We start from the raw sequence: 15,480 nt of genomic DNA, 5'->3' as shown, positions 1-15,480 counted from the left end.
CGAGCCCCGGTCAGCGGGCCGCGGCCCGGACGTCGGCCGCGCTCCGTCCGAGCGTCACGACGTAACGGCCCGTGTCCTCCGGCAGGTTGCGGTGCACCAGGTCGGAGAAGCTGCGTGTGCCGCGGACGATCTCCAGGCCCTCCGCGGAGAAGGTGGCGGGCCCGAACAGGCGGGGTGCGAGCAGCGGGTTGTTCAGTGCCTCGGAGAACGCGTCCACGGAGATGATGCGTTCCAGCAGCCGCCCGAAGATCGCACCGGGCTCCGGCTCCTCCGCGAACAGCCCCACGTACAGGTCGATCGCGTCGACGTCGCCGTACAGGTCCAGCAGCGCCTCCTGGACCCGCGGGTCGCCGGAGATCTGCCGCGCGTCGGTGACCCGGGGGAAGCCGTAGTGGGCGCGGTAGTCGTTGTACGAGGCCAGGCGCAGCTCACGGCCCACGGCGACGCTGCGCGTCTCGATCGGCAGCAGCAGTTCGTCGGTGTTGAACAGGCCGGACAGGCCCGCGGGCTGGCGGGACAGGTCCTCGAAGAGCGGGCCGAGCCCCCGTTCCACGACCAGCTGCCCGTTGGCGATCGTCCGCGCGAGCGGCACCGGGCGGCCGGCGACGGTGTACGTGGACGGGATCAGGCTGTGCCAGCGGTAGACGAGACTGAACTCGATCGTCGCCCGGTTCTCCCGGTGCCACACCCCGCGGTCGGTGCGGACCGGGTCGAGGACGAAGCCGAAGTGGTACGGCGTGATGTGGTTGATGTACTCCTCCAGCATCACCCGGATCATCGTCACGATCAGCGTGTTGCGGGTGGTCTGGAAGACGCGTTCGTCGTCCCAGTCCGGGTGGGCGGCGGCGAGGACGCCGGCGACCCGGTTGTGCTCGCGCAGGAACAGGACGGTCAGCGCCATCGGCCCGATGTGCGCGTGCGCGCGTTCCCCGCCGCACGCGAACAGCGTGTCCACGAACTCCGCGGGCACCTCGTCGAACCGGACCGGTCTGATCGCCCGGAACTCGTCCCTGATCCTGCCGCCCTCGCACAGGGCGGGCGGGAACTCGGCGCCGTCGACGACCCGGCTCTTCAGCCGGCCGCCCTCGAAGGTGCGCAGGCAGGCGGTGACCTCCTCGCGGTCGCCGTACAGCTGGCACATGTCCAGGGTGTGCGGGGAGTCGGTGCGGCGCGGGTCACCGGTGGCCGCGTGGCCGCGCAGGAAGCCGTCGGTGAACCACTGCGCGAACGCCGGCAGCAGCGCGCTGGACCGGGTGCAGGAGCGGCCCTCGCCCTCCCGGCGGAACAGTTCGGCGACCTTCTCCGGCGCGGGCAGGCCCCTCGGCGGCCCGGCCACCGGCGGCAGATGCCGGCCCACCCAGGAGCGGTCGGTCAGCGAGTCCCAGGAGGTGTAGGGAGTCTTGGTGCTCAGCGGGTTGGGACGCGGCGGGGCCTTCAGCACGGCCAGGTCTGTCAGCTTGGAGTTGAGCCTGCGGTGCAGCCACCGGTTGCGCTGGGCCGTCTGCCAGGCCGGGCCGTAGTGGGTCAGCAGATGCGTCTCGAAGCGGTTGCGCAAGCCGTCCCGGGACCGGTCCCTGGCCCCGGTCCACGGCACGGTCCGGTTCCGGGGCGGGCGAGAGGTGACGGTGGTCATGGGTCCTCCGGTCGGTTCGCGGGGCGGGCCGCGGTGCCGGGCCGCGACGGGGGCGGGTCCTGGTGCCGGGCAGCGGTCAGGTGCGGGTCAGGGCCGGGGCGTGGTCGGGTGCGGGTCGGAGCCGGCCGGTGTGGATCGGAGCCGGCCGGTGTGGATCGGAGTCGGCCGGCGTGGGCCGGAGCCGGCCGGTGTCGGTCAGGGGCGGCCCGTGGTGACGGTGGAACGGCCGGAGCGCACCGGGTAGTGCTGCGGGAACGGCGTGCCCGCGTAGTCCAGTGCGCGTTCGCCGCCGGGCAGCGGGCGTACGCCGGGGCGCATCAGCACACGCCGTACCAGCTCGGGCACGATCACCTGGGCCGCGTACCTGCCGACGCAGTCATGGGCGCCGTAGCCGAGGACGAGGTTGTGCGCGGGCGGGCGGCCGGGCCGGAACTCTTCCGGGGCGTCGAGCACCTCCTCGTCGAACATCGCCGACGCGAAGCAGGCCATGACCACGCTCTTGGCCGGGATCACCGTCTGCCGCGGGGTGCCCGCGGCCAGCACGTGGTCGCGCAGGCACAGCCGGGGCGTGACGGGCACGAACGGGTGGAAGCGCAGCGCCTCCCACACGAAGGAGTCGAAGCGGGCCGGGTCGCCCTCGCCCGCCGCGCGCACCGCCTCGGCCAGCGCCTCGGGCCGTACGGCGAGTTCCTTGAGCGCGGTCGCCGTGCACTGGGTGGCGTTCTGCTGGTAGCCCGTCAGATAGCCGACCAGGTTGGCGTTGATCCGGCCGTCGTCGAAGCCGTACTCGTCGGGCAGCCGGGTGCGCAGCATCCGGCCGAGGACGTCGTCGGGGCCGCCGTCGTGGACCGTGTCCCGACGGCGGTCGATCAACTCGGCCACCTGGTCGCGCAGTTCGCGGCCGGCGGCGACACCCGCGGCGTGGATCTCCGGGTCGCGGTCGGGGTTGATCGCGAACGCCCACTGCATCCGTCGGGTGCAGGAGTGCAGCGTCTCCTCGTCGATGCCGGTGAACCCCAGGTAGGCGATGGCCACGCGGGCGGCGGCCACCCGGGCGTAGTCCTGGACGAGGTCGAAGGTGTCCGCGCCCCGGCCGGTCACCTCGTCCAGCACCTCGTCGGCGATCCGCGCGGTCAGCTCCCGCACCCGGGGCGCGTCCTCGGCGGCGAGCATCACCTGCCCGTACCCGCGCTCCCGCCAGTGCACGTCGGCTCCGTCCCGGGCCAGGATGAACGGCGCCCCGAGCACGTCCTCCAGCGCCGGGCCGAACACCCCCACCGTGAACGTGCCGGGAGCCGACAGCACCTCCAGGACGTCGGGGTGCCGGGTGACGAACACACCGACGGGTGTACTGAACACCGGCCGGCGGGCGCGCAGCTCGGCGAAGAGGGCCGCCCTGCCGGTCGTCATGGCGGTGCGCAGCAGGGCCACCCGCTGCGGGACGTCGTCCTCCGGGATCGCGTCGTACGCGGCGAGAAAGTCCATGACGGCCATTCAGCCACCGGCCGGCGGGCGCCGCACGTCAAACAGGCATTCGGGGCAGTATGGGCGAAAGCGTCGGAGAGGAGTGCGTGATGCTGTCCGCATGGGCCGGGGCCCTCGTGCCCGTCCTCAGTGACACGAGCGTGAGCGGCACCGGACACCTGGCGCGGCCGCCCGGCAGCGGCTACGTCCTCGCCGCCAACCACACCTCGTTCTTCGACCCGGTGCTGCTCCTCGGCACCCTGCACCGGCTCGGCCTGCGCCCCGCCGTGCTCGCCACCGCCGGGCTGTGGCGGGTACCCCTGCTGGGCCGGGCCCTCACCCGGGAGGGTCACGTACCCGTCCACCGGGGCAGCCGTCGCGCCCCCGACGCGCTGCGGGCCGCCGCCGACGCCCTGGCCGCCGGGCGCGGCGTACTCGTCTACCCCGAGGGAGGCCTGCCCCGCTACCGCGCGTCCCACGACCGGCCGCCCGGACGCCTGAAGTCCGGAGTGGTCCGGCTCGCCCTGTCGACCGGCGCGCCGGTGATCCCCGTCGGGCACGCGGGCGCCCGCCGCGTCTCCTCCGGCAGCCGCGCCAAACAGCTCGCCGGCTGGGCCACCGCCCCCGTGCGCCGCCCCCGCGTCCACGTCCACGTCGGCCCCGCCCTCCGCCTGGACACCTCCGCCCACCCGCTGGACGACCTGGAGACCGCGCTGGCGGAGGCCTGGTCGAGCGCGGTCCACGCCCTGGACGACGACGCCGGCGGGAACGGCCGCCTGCCCACTGGAGGGTGCTGACTCCTCGCGGCCTGCCCGCCCACCGGATCCTTCCGCTTGCCGGAACCAGACCGCCCGTCAGGGCCTGTCCGTCCGCCGGGGCCTGCCCGCTCGTCGGGTGCACCTGCCCGTCGGGGCGCACCTGCCCGTCGGGGGCCGCGTGCCCGCCGGGGGCCGCGTGCCCGTTGTGATCGGTTGGCCTGCCGAGGTCTGCCCGGGGCGTTGTGATCGGTTTGCGGCCGGCGTCTGCGTCACCGTGACGATCCGCTGCCCGTCACGGTGCGCCCGTCCGTCAGGGTCCGCCCCCGTCGGGCCCTGGCTGCCCTGCCTGCCGCCGGGCGGCTCCGCGCCTCCCCGTCCCGATTCAGGCATCCGGGTGGAAGCGCCCTCCGGCCTGGGCCGAACGGGTTGTGGCGGGGCAAAAGCGCGTCGACCGGCCCGGATAATCACGGCCCATGCAACAGGTGAGAGCAGGCGTACGCCGCGCCCCGGTCGCCGTCACCGGACTCGGCCTGGTAACCCCCGCGGGCATCGGCCGGGACGCGGCCTGGGCGGGCCTGTGCGCCGGGCGGTCCACCGCCACCGCCGATCCCGCCCTGGCCGGGCTGCCCGTGGCCTTCTCGTGTCAGGTGCCCGCCCTGGACGCGGCCGGCCTGCTCGGGCACCGGCTGGCCCGCCGGCTCGACCGGTTCACGACCTTCGCGCTGCTCGCCGCCCGCGAGGCGGTTGCCGACGCGGGACTCGTCACCGACGGCTGGGACGGCGCCCGGGTCGGCGTGGTCATGGGCGTCGGCACCGGGTCCATGCAGGGCTGGCAGGCCGAGTTCGACCGGCTCGCCGACCACACCCCCGAACGCGTCTCCCCGCTCGCGCTGCCGCGCAGCGTCCCCAACATGGCAGCCGCCGAGATCGCCCTGGATCTCGGCGCGCTCGGCCCCAACATGGTGGTCAGCACCGCCTGCGCCTCCGGCACCAGCGCGCTCGGCCTGGCCCGCGACTGGCTGCTCGCCGGCCGCTGCGACCTGGTCCTGGCAGGCGGCAGCGAATCCGCCCGGCTGCGGATGACCGCCGCCTGCTTCGCCCAGATGCGCGCCCTGTCCCGCCGCGCCGACATCCCGGACGCGGCCTCCCGCCCCTTCGACCGGGACCGCGACGGCTTCGTGCTCGGCGAGGGCGCCGCCGTCCTCGTCCTGGAGCGCACCGAGGACGCCCGTGCCCGCGGCACCCGCCCCGAGGCCCTGCTCGCCGGGTTCGGCGCCTCCTGCGACGCCCACCACTTCACCGCCCCGCGTCCCGACGGCGACGGTGCCGCCCGCGCCCTGAGCGGCGCCCTCGCCGACGCGGGTCTCGCCCCCGAGGACGTCGACCACGTCAACGCGCACGGCACCGCCACCCCGCAGGGCGACGCCGCCGAGCACAACGCCCTGCGCCGGGTCTTCCACCGGCCGCCGCCCGTCACCGCGGTCAAGGGCACCATCGGGCACGCCATCGGCGGCGCCGGGGCCATCGAGGCGGCCTGCACCGTGCTCACCCTGCGCCACCAGCTGATCCCGCCCACCGCCAACCTGGACACCCTCGATCCGGCGATGGACCTGGACGTCGTCACCAAGGCGCCCCGAGCGCAGCGGATACGAGCCGCCGTCAGCAACTCCTTCGGCTTCGGCGGCCAGAACGCCGTACTCGCCTTCACCGCCGTCGAGTAGTCCGCCCCCGCAGTCGCCGAGGACGACACGCCGCTCGTCCGTCCGGGCAGCCTGCCCCCGGTGGTCGGGGCCCCGCAGCCCGCCCGAGCAGCCCGCCCCAGGCAATCCATCTGCAGCAGTCCGTCCCGGTGGCTCGCCCCGTTGGTCCGTCCCGGCGGTCGTGCGGGCAGCCCACTCCGGCAGCCCGATCCCGGTATTCCGCTGCCGGCAGCGCGTCCCCGGCAGCGCGTCCCCGGCAGCGCGTTCCCGGCAGTCCATCCGGTAGTCCGCCTGCGACAGTCCGTCCCGGCCGAAAGGGTCGCCATGTCCTCGGATTCGTCCGGATCCACCCCGCCGGCGGCCGGCACCCGGTCCTGTCCCTCCGGCGAGCAGCTGCTGATCGGCGTCTTCGTCGCCGTACCGTTCCTCGCCCTGCTCGCCGCCGTGCCGCTGGCCTGGCGGCACGGGCTCAGCCCCGTGGACCTCGCACTGGCCGTCGCCTTCTACCTGGTCAGCGGGCTCGGCATCACCGTCGGCTTCCACCGGCACTTCTCCCACGGGTCGTTCAAGGCCAGACGGCCGCTGCGGATCGCCCTCGCGCTGGCCGGCAGCCTGGCCGTGCAGGGTCCGCTCATCACCTGGGTGGCCGATCACCGCAAGCACCACAAGTACTCCGACCGGGACGGCGACCCGCACTCGCCCTGGCGGTACGGCCACTCACCCCGCGCCCTCGCCAAGGGCATGCTCCACGCCCACCTGGGCCGGCTGTTCGAGACCGAGCACGCCTCGGCCCTCCAGTACGCCCCCGACCTCGTCCGCGACCGCGCCCTGATGACGGTCTCACGGGGCTTCGGCGTCCTGGTCCTCGCCTCCGTCACCCTGCCCGCGCTGCTGGGCGGGGCGCTGACCCGGTCCTGGCAGGGCGCGCTCACCGGGTTCTTCTGGGCGGGGCTGGTCCGGATCTGCCTGGTCCACCACGCCACCTGGTCCATCAACTCCATCTGCCACGCGACCGGTTCCCGCCCCTTCCGCAGCCGGGACCGCTCGGGCAACGTGTGGTGGCTGGCCCCGCTCTCCTTCGGCGAGTCCTGGCACAACCTGCACCACGCCGACCCCACCAGCGCCCGGCACGGCGTGCTCACCGGCCAGCTCGACGCCGGCGCCCGGCTGATCCGCTGGTTCGAACGCCTCGGCTGGGCCTACGACGTGCGCTGGCCCGACCGGCGCCGGGTGACCGGACGCCGCCAGGACACGCCGTGACGCTCACGGTCCCCGTCCCTATGGTCAACGGCAGCGCGAGGGGGACCCGGTGTCGTGCCGGTGCCAGACGGCCTCGATCACGCGGCCGTCGGGCAGGGTGTGCCGGCGCGGGCCCTGGTCGCGCACCAGGCCCGCGTGGGTCAGTGCCCGCCGGCTCGCGGTGTTCCCCGGCTCGGCCCCGGCCCGCACCGTGGCCAGTCCCAGATGGGTGTGGGCCAGCTCCAGGCCCGCGCGGAACAGCTCCGTGCCCAGACCCTGGCCCCGGCGCCCCGGCGCCAGCCAGCCGCCCATCTCGCCTGTACGGGGCTGGAGTTCGAGACCGCCGGCGTAGCTGAGGTCCGACCTGCGCACACAGACCAGGAGGAGCGGACCGTCCGGGCCGGGTGTGTACGGCTCGGCCAGGAGGCGCGGCACACGGCGGCCGTCGTCGCCGGCGGGCCGCCAGGCCAGCAGGGCCCGGCGGGTGCCGGGATCGGGCAGCACCTCGTCCGCCTGGGTGCCGAGCCACCGCTGCGCCTCGGCGTCCGCGCTCGCGGCGAGCGCCGCCACCACGTCCAGCCGGGTGCGCGGGGTGAACAGCAGCAGCCGCTCGGTGGCCAGCACGTGCCGGCCGGGAGCACACCGCCCCGGCACGGGGGGCCCGGGCCGGGGCCGGATGCGGCGGAACAGCGACCAGACCATCGGACCCCCCGGCGCCACGGCACACACGGCGGGGCCGGGACCCGTACGGAATCCGGCCGCCCGCGGGTGCGGAGGCTCCGCACCGGCGGTGAATCTAGCGGGTCGCGGGGCGGATGCCGTAACGGTACGGCCTCAGCCGGCCTGTTCCTGGGAACCGGGCCTGGGGCGGGTGCGGGTCCAGGACGGGTCGGCGGCCGGTACGGGGGCGGGCGTGGCGGTGGGGGTGCCGGGGGCGGTGTGGTGCATGGCGATCCTTCGGACGAGTGGGGGGTGGTCCGGGTGGTGCGGCTGGTGCGTGTGGGGGTGGGCGGCGAGGAGGGTGAGGCCTCTTCCGCGTGATGCGGAAGAGGCCTCACCCATGCCGGTGTTCGTCAGCGGGTGCCCGGCGGAGCGCCGGTGCCGCGACGGGCGGCGGGGCGGGGGAGCGGACCCCGGCCCGCGCGCCGGGCGGCCCGGGAGACGAGCCACTCGGCCCCGGAGGCGAGCCGGTCGGAGCCGTGAGGCCCAGGGAGTCGACCGGGACGCTCGCCTCCGGGTGGTATGGGGACGCCGGCCGGGGCCGGCAGCGGGGACGACGCGCCCCGCGTGCGGCGGTGTTGGTCCGGTCTGTGGTCGTGGGTCGGTCGGAGGGGGAAGGGCGGGGTCATCGCCGTACGCCTTTCGTCCGGCCCCCGGGTGGGGTGTGCGGGCGTCGGGCCGGCCGCTCGGGCAGCGGACGTCACACCGCCTGACGGCAGGCCGTGCAGGCGGCCCGTCTTCCCCGAGCCGGCCGCGCCGTCCGCTCCGCGGGTCGGTCGGAGCGGTGGGTCCACTCTGGCACCTGCCAACCACGCTCCGCAACCGGCAAGTTGAAATTTGCAAATCTCCATGTGCATGCTGCATCCGGCAGACGTGATCGAATAGGGTGCGGGTCACCGATCGCGTGCGAGGGTGACCCTGGAACCGGACCGGAGGAGGGGGTGGGCGTGACCACGGACACCGACTGGGGCGGCGCTCCTTCCGTGCTGCGCATGATCCTCGGCAGACAGCTGGAGGAACTGCGCACCCGAGCCGGCCTCAGTTATGCCGAGGCGGGTACCGCCATCGGGGTCAGCCACTCCACGATCCGGCGCATGGAGGCCGCCAAGGTGGCCCGGCTGCGGCTCGCGGACGCCGAGAAACTCCTCCAGGTCTACGGTGTCACCGACCAGCAGGAGATCGACACCTTCCTGCAGTCCGTCCGCGAGGCCAACAAACGCGGCTGGTGGCACACGTACCGCGACGTCATGCCCGACTGGGTCGCCGCCTACCTCAGCCTGGAGCAGGCGGCCCTGCAGATCCGCGCCTACGAGAACCAGTTCGTGCACGGGCTGCTGCAGACCGAGGACTACGCCCGCGCCCTGCTCACCACGGCCGGCTCGCACGCCCCTGCCGAGGCCACCGAACGCCGCGTCGCCCTCTGTCTGCGCCGCCAGGAGCTGCTGGCGCGGCCGGCGCCGCCGCGGCTGTGGGTGGTGATGGACGAGACCGTGCTGCGCCGGCCGGTCGGCGGTCCCGGGGTGATGCGCGCGCAGATCGACCGCCTCATCGAGGTCAACCGGCTGCCCCATGTCACCGTGCAGCTGATGCCGTTCGCCAACGGGCCGCATCCCGCCCTGTGGGCCGGTGCCTTCCACCTCTTCCGGTTCCGGGCCCGCGAACTGCCCGACATCGCCTACCTGAGCGGCCTCGTCGGGGCCGTCTACCTCGACAAGACCGAGGACGTCGTCGTCTACCGGGAGGCGCTGGACCGGCTCAGCGCCCAGGCCGCGCCCGCCACGAGGACCGAGGCCCTGCTCGGCACACTGCGCAAGGAGTGGTGACCGGCACCCGTGACCGCCCCCGCATCCGCATACGTCCACTCGTCCGCATCCGCCCTCGCATCAGCCCGCCCGACGCGAGCCCCCCGACCCCTCGACCGAATGGGAGACACGGTGTTGCCCGACAACGGATGGCCGGCCGACCGCATCGACACCGAGAACGCCCACTCCGCCCGCATCTACGACTACATACTCGGCGGCAAGGACTACTACCCCGCCGACAAGGAGGCGGGCGACGCGATGTCCCGGGAGTGGCCCGCGCTCCCGGTCCACATGCGCGCCAACCGCGACTTCATGAACCGTGCCGTGCGCTGGCTCGCCGAGGAGGCGGGCATGCGCCAGTTCCTGGACATCGGCACCGGCGTCCCGACCTCGCCCAACCTGCACGAGATCGCCCAGGCCGTGGCCCCCGATTCCCGGGTCGTCTACGTCGACAACGACCCGATCGTGCTCACCCTGTCCCAGGGCCTGCTGGCCAGCGCCCCCGAGGGCCGGACCGCGTACATCGAGGCCGACTTCCGTGACCCGGCGGCCATCCTGGACGCGCCCGAACTGCGCGAGACCCTGGACCTGGACCAGCCGGTCGCGCTCACCGTCATCGCGATCGTCCACTTCATGCTGGACGCGGACGACGCGGTCGGTGTCGTACGCCGGCTGCTGGAACCGCTGCCCTCCGGCAGCCACCTGGCGATGTCCATCGGCACCGCCGACTTCGCGCCCGAGGAGGTGGGCCGGGTCGCACGCGAGTACGCGGCCCGCGACATGCCGATGCGGCTGCGCACCCTGGACGAGGCCCACGCCTTCTTCACGGGCCTGGACCTGGTCGAGCCCGGCATCGTGCAGGTGCACAAGTGGCGCCCCGACGGCAGCGGCGAGCAGGGCGTCCGCGACGAGGACATCGCCATGTACGGCGCGGTCGCCCGCAAGCCCTGACAGACCCGGGGCCGGGGTCCGACCCACCTCCCGGACCCCGGCCCCGCCCCGGCCGGACGAGGACAGCCACCCGAAGCGGAATGACCGGAACACGTCCGTCGCGAGCGGAACCGACCCCGGGGAAAAGGGGTCTTAGAGTCCGTGAACGGCCGGATCGGTCCGGTCGCGCAGATAACCGGGGGATTGACGCAGATGACGCACATGTCCGTTCGTGGCCGCAAGGCCCTCCTCACCGCCGCCGCCCTCACCGCGGGCCTCACCCTGGCCGCCGCCACGCCCGCCCTCGCGGGGGCCTCCGCGAGCCACACCACGCGCGCCGCGGCCGTGTCGTCCGCCCAGGGCGACCCGCGCAACGTCACCCAGCACGTGGCCGACTTCTACGGCGCCTACATCGACGCCGTCTGGGCCACCGACGACCCCGCCGCCGCGGCCGGTGCCAAGGCGCTGCGCGGCTTCTACCTCTCCGCCGCCGCGCAGAAGCAGGTCGCGTCCTACGAGAAGAAGGAGCACGCCGACGGCATCCTGTTCGCGCAGAACGTGCCGGTGAAGTGGAAGGTGACCTACACCGGTTCCGGGATGGGCCACGCCACCAGCCGGGTCACGCTCACCTGGAGCGACGGACCGCACGCGCAGGTCAGCCGGATCGACGTCCGGTCCGACCTGAAGACCCTGAAGATCACCGGCCTGAAGCCGGCCGGCTGACCCGGGGGCACGGACGTGGGCCCCGCCCCGCCCCATTCGGGGCGGGGCCCACGCCCGCACCGGTCAGCCGCGGCCGTGCGGGCGGTAGGACCGCGGCAGCGGCATCCCGCGACCGGCCATGATCCGCCGTACCCGGTCGGGATGGTCGGTGATGATCCCGTCGACTCCCAGGTCCATCAGCGCCTCGACGGTCGCCGGGTCGTCACAGGTCCACGGCACCACCTCGAGCCCGCGGGCGTGCGCCTCGGCGACCATCGCCGCGTCGGAGTAGAACCGGAACCCCGGGTCGCCGATCTTGCCGTTCTGCGGGAAGCCGTAGTTGGGGGAGAGGGTGGTGACCCCGGGCAGGGTCGCGGCCGCCCGGACGAAGTCCCCGCCGTAGTCGTCCGCGTCGATCCCGCCCAGCCACGGGGACGCGCCGGGCCTGCCGACCTGGAGGAAGTCGTAGTTGGTCAGCGCCACCAGCGGCCACCTCGGCGCCAGCCGGTGCATCACCCTGAGCGCGCCCCAGTCGAAGGACTGGATGGTGACCTGGCGCTCGACGCCCGAGCGGTGGATCTCCTCGTACACCCGGCGGACGAACACCTCGCGCGGCGCGGTCTGCTCGGGCGCGCCCGCCTCCACCTTGGTCTCGATGTTCAGCCTGACGTCTCGGGCGCGGTAGCTCCTGACCAGGTTCAGCACGTCCTTCAGCTCCACCATCCGGAAGCCCTTGACGACCTCCTGCTCGGGGAAGCCGGGCAACTGCTGGTAGCCGCAGTCCAGGGTCCTGATCCGGTCGAGGGTCAGGTCCTTGATGTACTTGCCGACGTACGGGTACACCGGGTCGCCGGGCGTGACCGGGCCCGTGTCCCTGCACTTGACGCCGCTGATCTGCCGGTCGTGGTTGACGACCACCTTGAGGTCCTTGGTGACCTGGGTGTCCAGCTCCAGCGTGGAGACCCCGAGCCGCATCGCCTTGCCGAAGCCCTCCAGGGACTCCTCGGTCGTCATACCGAGACCGCCGCGGTGCGCCTGGAGGTCGAAGCGGGCCTCAGGAGGGCCGGCGGGCGCCGCGTGCGCGGCCACCGGGGACAGCAGCGCCGGCAGCAGGGCCAGTCCGGCGAGCAGGTGCCGTGCGGTCGGGTGTCGTACGGGCAACGGGAACCTCCGGGGGAGAGGGCGGGCCGGGCCGGGCGGCGCCGTCAGGCGTCGGCGGCCGGGCCGGGCGAGAACGAGGACGAGCGCGCCGAGGCCGGTGGCGAGTACGGAGGTCAACCGGCCTGCAATGGCTTCCTGTTGTCGAGGCCCCGCACATTCTCGCAACGCCCCGCGGCTCCGGGCCACCTCCCGAACTGAACTCTGTCGCACGGCCGGTTGAACGCGGGCGCGGATCCGCCGTCCCGAGCGAACCGCCGCCGGGTGTCTCCCTCATGGGCCGTCCGGCCGTCCGGCCGTTCGCCGGTGGTCGGTTTCCCCTGGCGCCCCGCCGCGCCCGCCGTCACCCGTGCCGGGTCGCGTCCTCCCGGCCGTGGTGGCGGCGGCGTTCGGTGGTGGTGCGGTGGAGGGCGATGAGGGCGGCGTCGTCGCCGAGGCGGCCGCCGGCGTGGGCGAGGAGGTCGCGGCGCAGGTGGTGCATCAGGGCCTCGGGGCTGTCGTCGGTCCAGCGGGCGACCCGGTCGGCGAGCGGGTAGAAGCGGCCGCGTTCGTCGCGGGCCTCCACGACCCCGTCCGTGTAAAGCAGCAATGTGTCACCCGGCTCGAAGGAGAAGACGTCCAGCGTGTGCTCGGCCCCGCCGTGCACCCCGAGCGGTGGCGACGGGTGCAGGCTCGGGACCGTCACGGCGTGGCCGGGGCTCAGCAGCAGCGGCGGCGGATGGCCGCAGCTGGTCATCCGGGTGAGCGGATCCCGGTCGGGGATCTCCACGAGCAGCGCGGTGGCGAAGCGCTCCCCCTCCTCCTCCGGGGTCTCCAGGTCGGCCGCGTAACGGGTCACGCTCTGGTCCAGCCGGTTCGCCAGCTCGGTCAGCGGGATGTGCCGGTGGGCGCTCTCCCGGAACGAGCCGAGGAGCAGCGCCGCCTCGCCGATGGCGGGCAGCCCCTTGCCGCGCACGTCACCGATCATGAGGCGGACGGAGCCGTCGCTGACGGTCGCCGCGTACAGGTCGCCGCCGATCTGCGCCTCGTCCTCCGCGGCCAGGTACAGCGAGGCGATCCGCAGTGGGCCGATCTGTTCGGGCAGCGGCCACATCAGGACGTGCTGCGCGGCCTCGGCGACCGTGCGGACCTGGGCCAGCTGGGCCTGCCGGCGTTCGCGCAGGGCGCTGTAGAGGACGGTGAGCACCACGAGCACCGTGAGCGTGATGATCTGCACGATGTGGTTGCTCGTACCGATCCCGCCGTGGTGGATGCCGATGAAGACCTGGGCGGCCACCGCGAGGGCCCCGACACCGGCCGTGGTCCGGGGGCCGGCGAAGGAGGGGGTGAGGGCAGGGGCGATCACCATGGCCGGCCCGAGGTGGACGTCGGTGGGCGCCCGCAGGTCCGTCACCGTGATCGCCAGGATGAGCGCGACCGGGAGCACCAGCAGCGCGTGCACCGACTGCCACGGCTGCCGGGGGCCCGCCCGCCCGCTCCGGGGTGCCATGCCTACCAGCGTGCTCCCGGGCCGGTCGCCCGGCCAGTCGCCGCCAGGGGTGAACCTGTACCCCGACGCCGTGTCGCCGACGTCGCGGAGGGTACCCGTACGGCTCCCGGAGGCCGTCCCGGCCGACCGGTGTGCAGGGTGCCGAAATGGAGAGGTCATGACGCACAACGGGGAGGACACCGCGCCCCTGACGCGGCCGGAGGTCACCGAACTCCGGCTCGCCTCGGAGGGGCCGGACCCGCAGCCGACGCCCGCGCCGGAACCGTCGGAGCTGCCGCACGACCGCAGCCAGGCGATCCTGGAGGCCGCCAAACAGATCGGCGCGTTCCTCAAACGCGCGGGCCATCCCTTCGCCCTGGCCGGCAGTGTGGCCGTCTACGCCCACGGCGGCAGCCGCTACCTCCAGCACGACGCCGACTTCGCCATCCTTCCCGACGACGCGGAGGCGGTCGCCGCCACCCTGCGGGAGGCCGGCCTGGACGTGCGGATCCCACCGGAGGACTGGCTGCTGAAGACCACCTGCCACGGGCAGAACATCGACATCATCTTCTCGCTGGCGCACCAGCCCGTCACCCGGGAGATGCTCGACCGGGCGCACGTCCTGCCGGTCGACTCGGTGCTCATGCCCGTGCTCTGCCCGACCGACCTGATCCACAGTCTGATCAGTGCCTTCTCCGAGCACTACTGCGACTTCGGGTCCGTGCTCCCGGTGGCCCGGGCCGTGCGCGAGAAGGTCGACTGGGACGCGGTCCGCACGGCCTGCGGCGACCAGCCGATGCCCGCCGCCTTCCTCTTCCTCCTCGAACGGCTGAACGTGATCGACACCCAGGAGGGGCAGCCATGACCGACACGAGCCCGCCACCCCCGCCGACGGCGAACCTGGACTACCGCGTCGCCCACCTCGCCGAGCACCTGGCCGCCGGAGACCTGGCGGAGCTCGGCGTACGGCTCGAACTGCGCGGCGACGCCGTCCTGCTCACCGGCACCGTGCCGTCCACCCAGTGCCGGGACGACATCCTGCGCATGGCCCGCGAGGAACTGGCGGGGCACCCGGTCCACTGCGACCTGCTCATCGCCGGGACGTCCTCGCCCGACCACGGAGAGGACCTGTCATGATCCGCGTCGCGGCCGTGGGCGACATCCACATGGGCCCCGAGAGCCAGGGCACCCTGCGGCCCTCCTTCGAGACGCTGCCGGGGTGCGCCGACGTCCTGCTGCTCGCCGGCGACCTCACCCGGCACGGCACACCGGAGGAGGCCGCGATCGTCGCCCGGGAGATCAAGGATCTCGGGGTGCCCGTCGTCGCCGTACTCGGCAACCACGACCACCACGACGAGCGCCCCGAGGAGGTCACCGCCATCCTCCGGGACGCGGGCGCACACGTCCTCGAAGGCGAGGCGGTCGTCGTCGGCGCCGACGGCGCCCGGATCGGGGTCGCCGGGACCAAGGGCTTCGGCGGCGGCTTCGTCGGCCGCTGCGCCGGGGAGTTCGGCGAACCGCTGATGAAGGAGTTCGTCCGCTACACCCGCCGGTGCGCCGACGGGTTGCACAGCGCCCTGAAGCACCTGGACGAGCAGAACTGCGACGTACGCATCGCGCTGACCCACTTCTCGCCGGTGCCGGACACCCTGGCCGGGGAGCCGCTGGAGATCTATCCGTTCCTCGGCAGCTATCTGCTCGCGGAGGCCATCGACACCGGCGGCGCCGACCTGGCCGTGCACGGCCACGCCCACGCGGGCACCGAGCACGGCATGACCAGCGGGGGAGTCCGCGTGCGCAACGTCGCCCAGCCGGTGATCGGCCAGGCCTTCCACGTGTACCACCTGCCCGGCCGGCACGACTGACCCTGGCGGCGGCCGACTCCGGCCGGGACGGCTGACCCTGG

The 15,480-nt window shown here is 74.0% G+C and carries 14 protein-coding genes; 9 read left to right on the top strand and 5 right to left on the bottom strand.

Going from position 1 to position 15,480, the window contains the following annotated elements; all coding sequences use genetic code 11:
• Positions 1 to 10: 10 nt before the first annotated feature.
• Both ACZ7N4_RS07255 and ACZ7N4_RS07250 read right to left on the bottom strand, forming a co-directional pair.
• Positions 11 to 1,633 carry a peroxidase family protein gene (locus ACZ7N4_RS07255; protein ID WP_471354727.1) on the bottom strand — a complete coding sequence of 541 codons (1,623 nt, stop codon included), beginning with the start codon at positions 1,631 to 1,633 and terminating at the stop codon, positions 11 to 13.
• Positions 1,634 to 1,828: 195 nt separating this feature from the next.
• Positions 1,829 to 3,118, bottom strand: coding sequence for a cytochrome P450 (locus ACZ7N4_RS07250; RefSeq protein ID WP_471354725.1), 1,290 nt, complete (start codon positions 3,116 to 3,118; stop codon positions 1,829 to 1,831).
• 89 nt (positions 3,119 to 3,207) lie between these two features.
• Between ACZ7N4_RS07250 and ACZ7N4_RS07245 the strand changes: the two genes are divergently transcribed.
• The 3 genes from ACZ7N4_RS07245 to ACZ7N4_RS07235 all read left to right on the top strand — a co-directional run bounded on the left by ACZ7N4_RS07245 (position 3,208) and on the right by ACZ7N4_RS07235 (position 6,815).
• Entirely contained in the window at positions 3,208 to 3,894 is a 687-nt protein-coding gene (locus ACZ7N4_RS07245) for a lysophospholipid acyltransferase family protein (protein WP_471354723.1), read from the top strand.
• Positions 3,895 to 4,328: 434 nt separating this feature from the next.
• A complete protein-coding gene (locus ACZ7N4_RS07240) occupies positions 4,329 to 5,576 on the top strand; it encodes a beta-ketoacyl-[acyl-carrier-protein] synthase family protein (RefSeq protein WP_471354721.1) in 1,248 nt (415 codons plus the stop codon).
• Between the two features lie 303 nt (positions 5,577 to 5,879).
• Complete coding sequence (locus ACZ7N4_RS07235; RefSeq protein ID WP_471354719.1) at positions 5,880 to 6,815, top strand: acyl-CoA desaturase; 936 nt, start codon at positions 5,880 to 5,882, stop codon at positions 6,813 to 6,815.
• Between the two features lie 24 nt (positions 6,816 to 6,839).
• Here ACZ7N4_RS07235 and ACZ7N4_RS07230 read toward each other — a convergent pair whose 3' ends face one another.
• A complete protein-coding gene (locus tag ACZ7N4_RS07230; RefSeq protein ID WP_471354717.1) occupies positions 6,840 to 7,496 on the bottom strand; it encodes a GNAT family N-acetyltransferase in 657 nt (218 codons plus the stop codon).
• Between the two features lie 965 nt (positions 7,497 to 8,461).
• Here ACZ7N4_RS07230 and ACZ7N4_RS07225 point away from each other — a divergent pair.
• The 3 genes from ACZ7N4_RS07225 to ACZ7N4_RS07215 all read left to right on the top strand — a co-directional run bounded on the left by ACZ7N4_RS07225 (position 8,462) and on the right by ACZ7N4_RS07215 (position 10,969).
• Entirely contained in the window at positions 8,462 to 9,337 is an 876-nt protein-coding gene (locus ACZ7N4_RS07225; protein WP_471354715.1) for a helix-turn-helix domain-containing protein, read from the top strand.
• A 114-nt stretch (positions 9,338 to 9,451) separates the two neighbouring features.
• The gene (locus tag ACZ7N4_RS07220; protein WP_471354712.1) at positions 9,452 to 10,267 is read left to right on the top strand and encodes an SAM-dependent methyltransferase; all 816 of its coding nucleotides are present in this window, start codon (positions 9,452 to 9,454) and stop codon (positions 10,265 to 10,267) included.
• A gap of 201 nt (positions 10,268 to 10,468) precedes the next feature.
• Positions 10,469 to 10,969 carry a hypothetical protein gene (locus ACZ7N4_RS07215; RefSeq protein WP_471354710.1) on the top strand — a complete coding sequence of 167 codons (501 nt, stop codon included), beginning with the start codon at positions 10,469 to 10,471 and terminating at the stop codon, positions 10,967 to 10,969.
• Positions 10,970 to 11,032: 63 nt separating this feature from the next.
• On the opposite strand, the gene ACZ7N4_RS07210 is transcribed toward ACZ7N4_RS07215, so the two are convergent.
• A complete protein-coding gene (locus ACZ7N4_RS07210; RefSeq protein WP_471355129.1) occupies positions 11,033 to 12,109 on the bottom strand; it encodes a glycerophosphodiester phosphodiesterase family protein in 1,077 nt (358 codons plus the stop codon).
• Positions 12,110 to 12,449: 340 nt separating this feature from the next.
• Positions 12,450 to 13,595: a PP2C family protein-serine/threonine phosphatase gene (locus tag ACZ7N4_RS07205; protein WP_471354707.1), complete on the bottom strand. Its 1,146-nt coding sequence runs from the start codon at positions 13,593 to 13,595 to the stop codon at positions 12,450 to 12,452.
• A 157-nt stretch (positions 13,596 to 13,752) separates the two neighbouring features.
• On the opposite strand from ACZ7N4_RS07205, the gene ACZ7N4_RS07200 reads away from it, so the two are divergent.
• The 3 genes from ACZ7N4_RS07200 to ACZ7N4_RS07190 are packed head-to-tail and all read left to right on the top strand — an operon-like array spanning position 13,753 to position 15,439.
• Positions 13,753 to 14,439 (top strand): nucleotidyltransferase family protein, encoded by a 687-nt coding sequence (locus ACZ7N4_RS07200; protein ID WP_471354705.1) that lies wholly within the window; start codon positions 13,753 to 13,755, stop codon positions 14,437 to 14,439.
• Positions 14,436 to 14,711 (top strand): BON domain-containing protein, encoded by a 276-nt coding sequence (locus ACZ7N4_RS07195; RefSeq protein WP_471354703.1) that lies wholly within the window; start codon positions 14,436 to 14,438, stop codon positions 14,709 to 14,711. The genes ACZ7N4_RS07200 and ACZ7N4_RS07195 overlap by 4 nt, the downstream gene beginning before the upstream one ends.
• Positions 14,708 to 15,439, top strand: a complete 732-nt coding sequence (locus ACZ7N4_RS07190) for a metallophosphoesterase family protein (RefSeq protein ID WP_471354701.1) — start codon at positions 14,708 to 14,710, stop codon at positions 15,437 to 15,439. Before ACZ7N4_RS07195 ends, ACZ7N4_RS07190 begins: the two co-directional genes overlap by 4 nt.
• Positions 15,440 to 15,480: the final 41 nt, after the last annotated feature.

It is taken from the genome of Streptomyces sp. NPDC107654, assembly GCF_055639035.1.
Note: the sequence above shows the minus strand (reverse complement) of the source record. Positions and strands in the feature narration are given on the sequence as shown.

What these genes read in the sequence shown, in the direction of transcription:
- ACZ7N4_RS07195 (WP_471354703.1), top strand. Translation starts at nt 14,436, where the DNA reads ATGACCGACACGAGCCCGCCACCCCCGCCGACGGCGAACCTGGACTAC.
- ACZ7N4_RS07245 (WP_471354723.1), top strand. Translation starts at nt 3,208, where the DNA reads ATGCTGTCCGCATGGGCCGGGGCCCTCGTGCCCGTCCTCAGTGACACG.
- ACZ7N4_RS07230 (WP_471354717.1), bottom strand. Translation starts at nt 7,496, where the DNA reads ATGGTCTGGTCGCTGTTCCGCCGCATCCGGCCCCGGCCCGGGCCCCCC.
- ACZ7N4_RS07215 (WP_471354710.1), top strand. Translation starts at nt 10,469, where the DNA reads ATGTCCGTTCGTGGCCGCAAGGCCCTCCTCACCGCCGCCGCCCTCACC.
- ACZ7N4_RS07255 (WP_471354727.1), bottom strand. Translation starts at nt 1,633, where the DNA reads ATGACCACCGTCACCTCTCGCCCGCCCCGGAACCGGACCGTGCCGTGG.
- ACZ7N4_RS07200 (WP_471354705.1), top strand. Translation starts at nt 13,753, where the DNA reads ATGACGCACAACGGGGAGGACACCGCGCCCCTGACGCGGCCGGAGGTC.
- ACZ7N4_RS07250 (WP_471354725.1), bottom strand. Translation starts at nt 3,118, where the DNA reads ATGGACTTTCTCGCCGCGTACGACGCGATCCCGGAGGACGACGTCCCG.
- ACZ7N4_RS07190 (WP_471354701.1), top strand. Translation starts at nt 14,708, where the DNA reads ATGATCCGCGTCGCGGCCGTGGGCGACATCCACATGGGCCCCGAGAGC.
- ACZ7N4_RS07240 (WP_471354721.1), top strand. Translation starts at nt 4,329, where the DNA reads ATGCAACAGGTGAGAGCAGGCGTACGCCGCGCCCCGGTCGCCGTCACC.
- ACZ7N4_RS07205 (WP_471354707.1), bottom strand. Translation starts at nt 13,595, where the DNA reads ATGGCACCCCGGAGCGGGCGGGCGGGCCCCCGGCAGCCGTGGCAGTCG.
- ACZ7N4_RS07235 (WP_471354719.1), top strand. Translation starts at nt 5,880, where the DNA reads ATGTCCTCGGATTCGTCCGGATCCACCCCGCCGGCGGCCGGCACCCGG.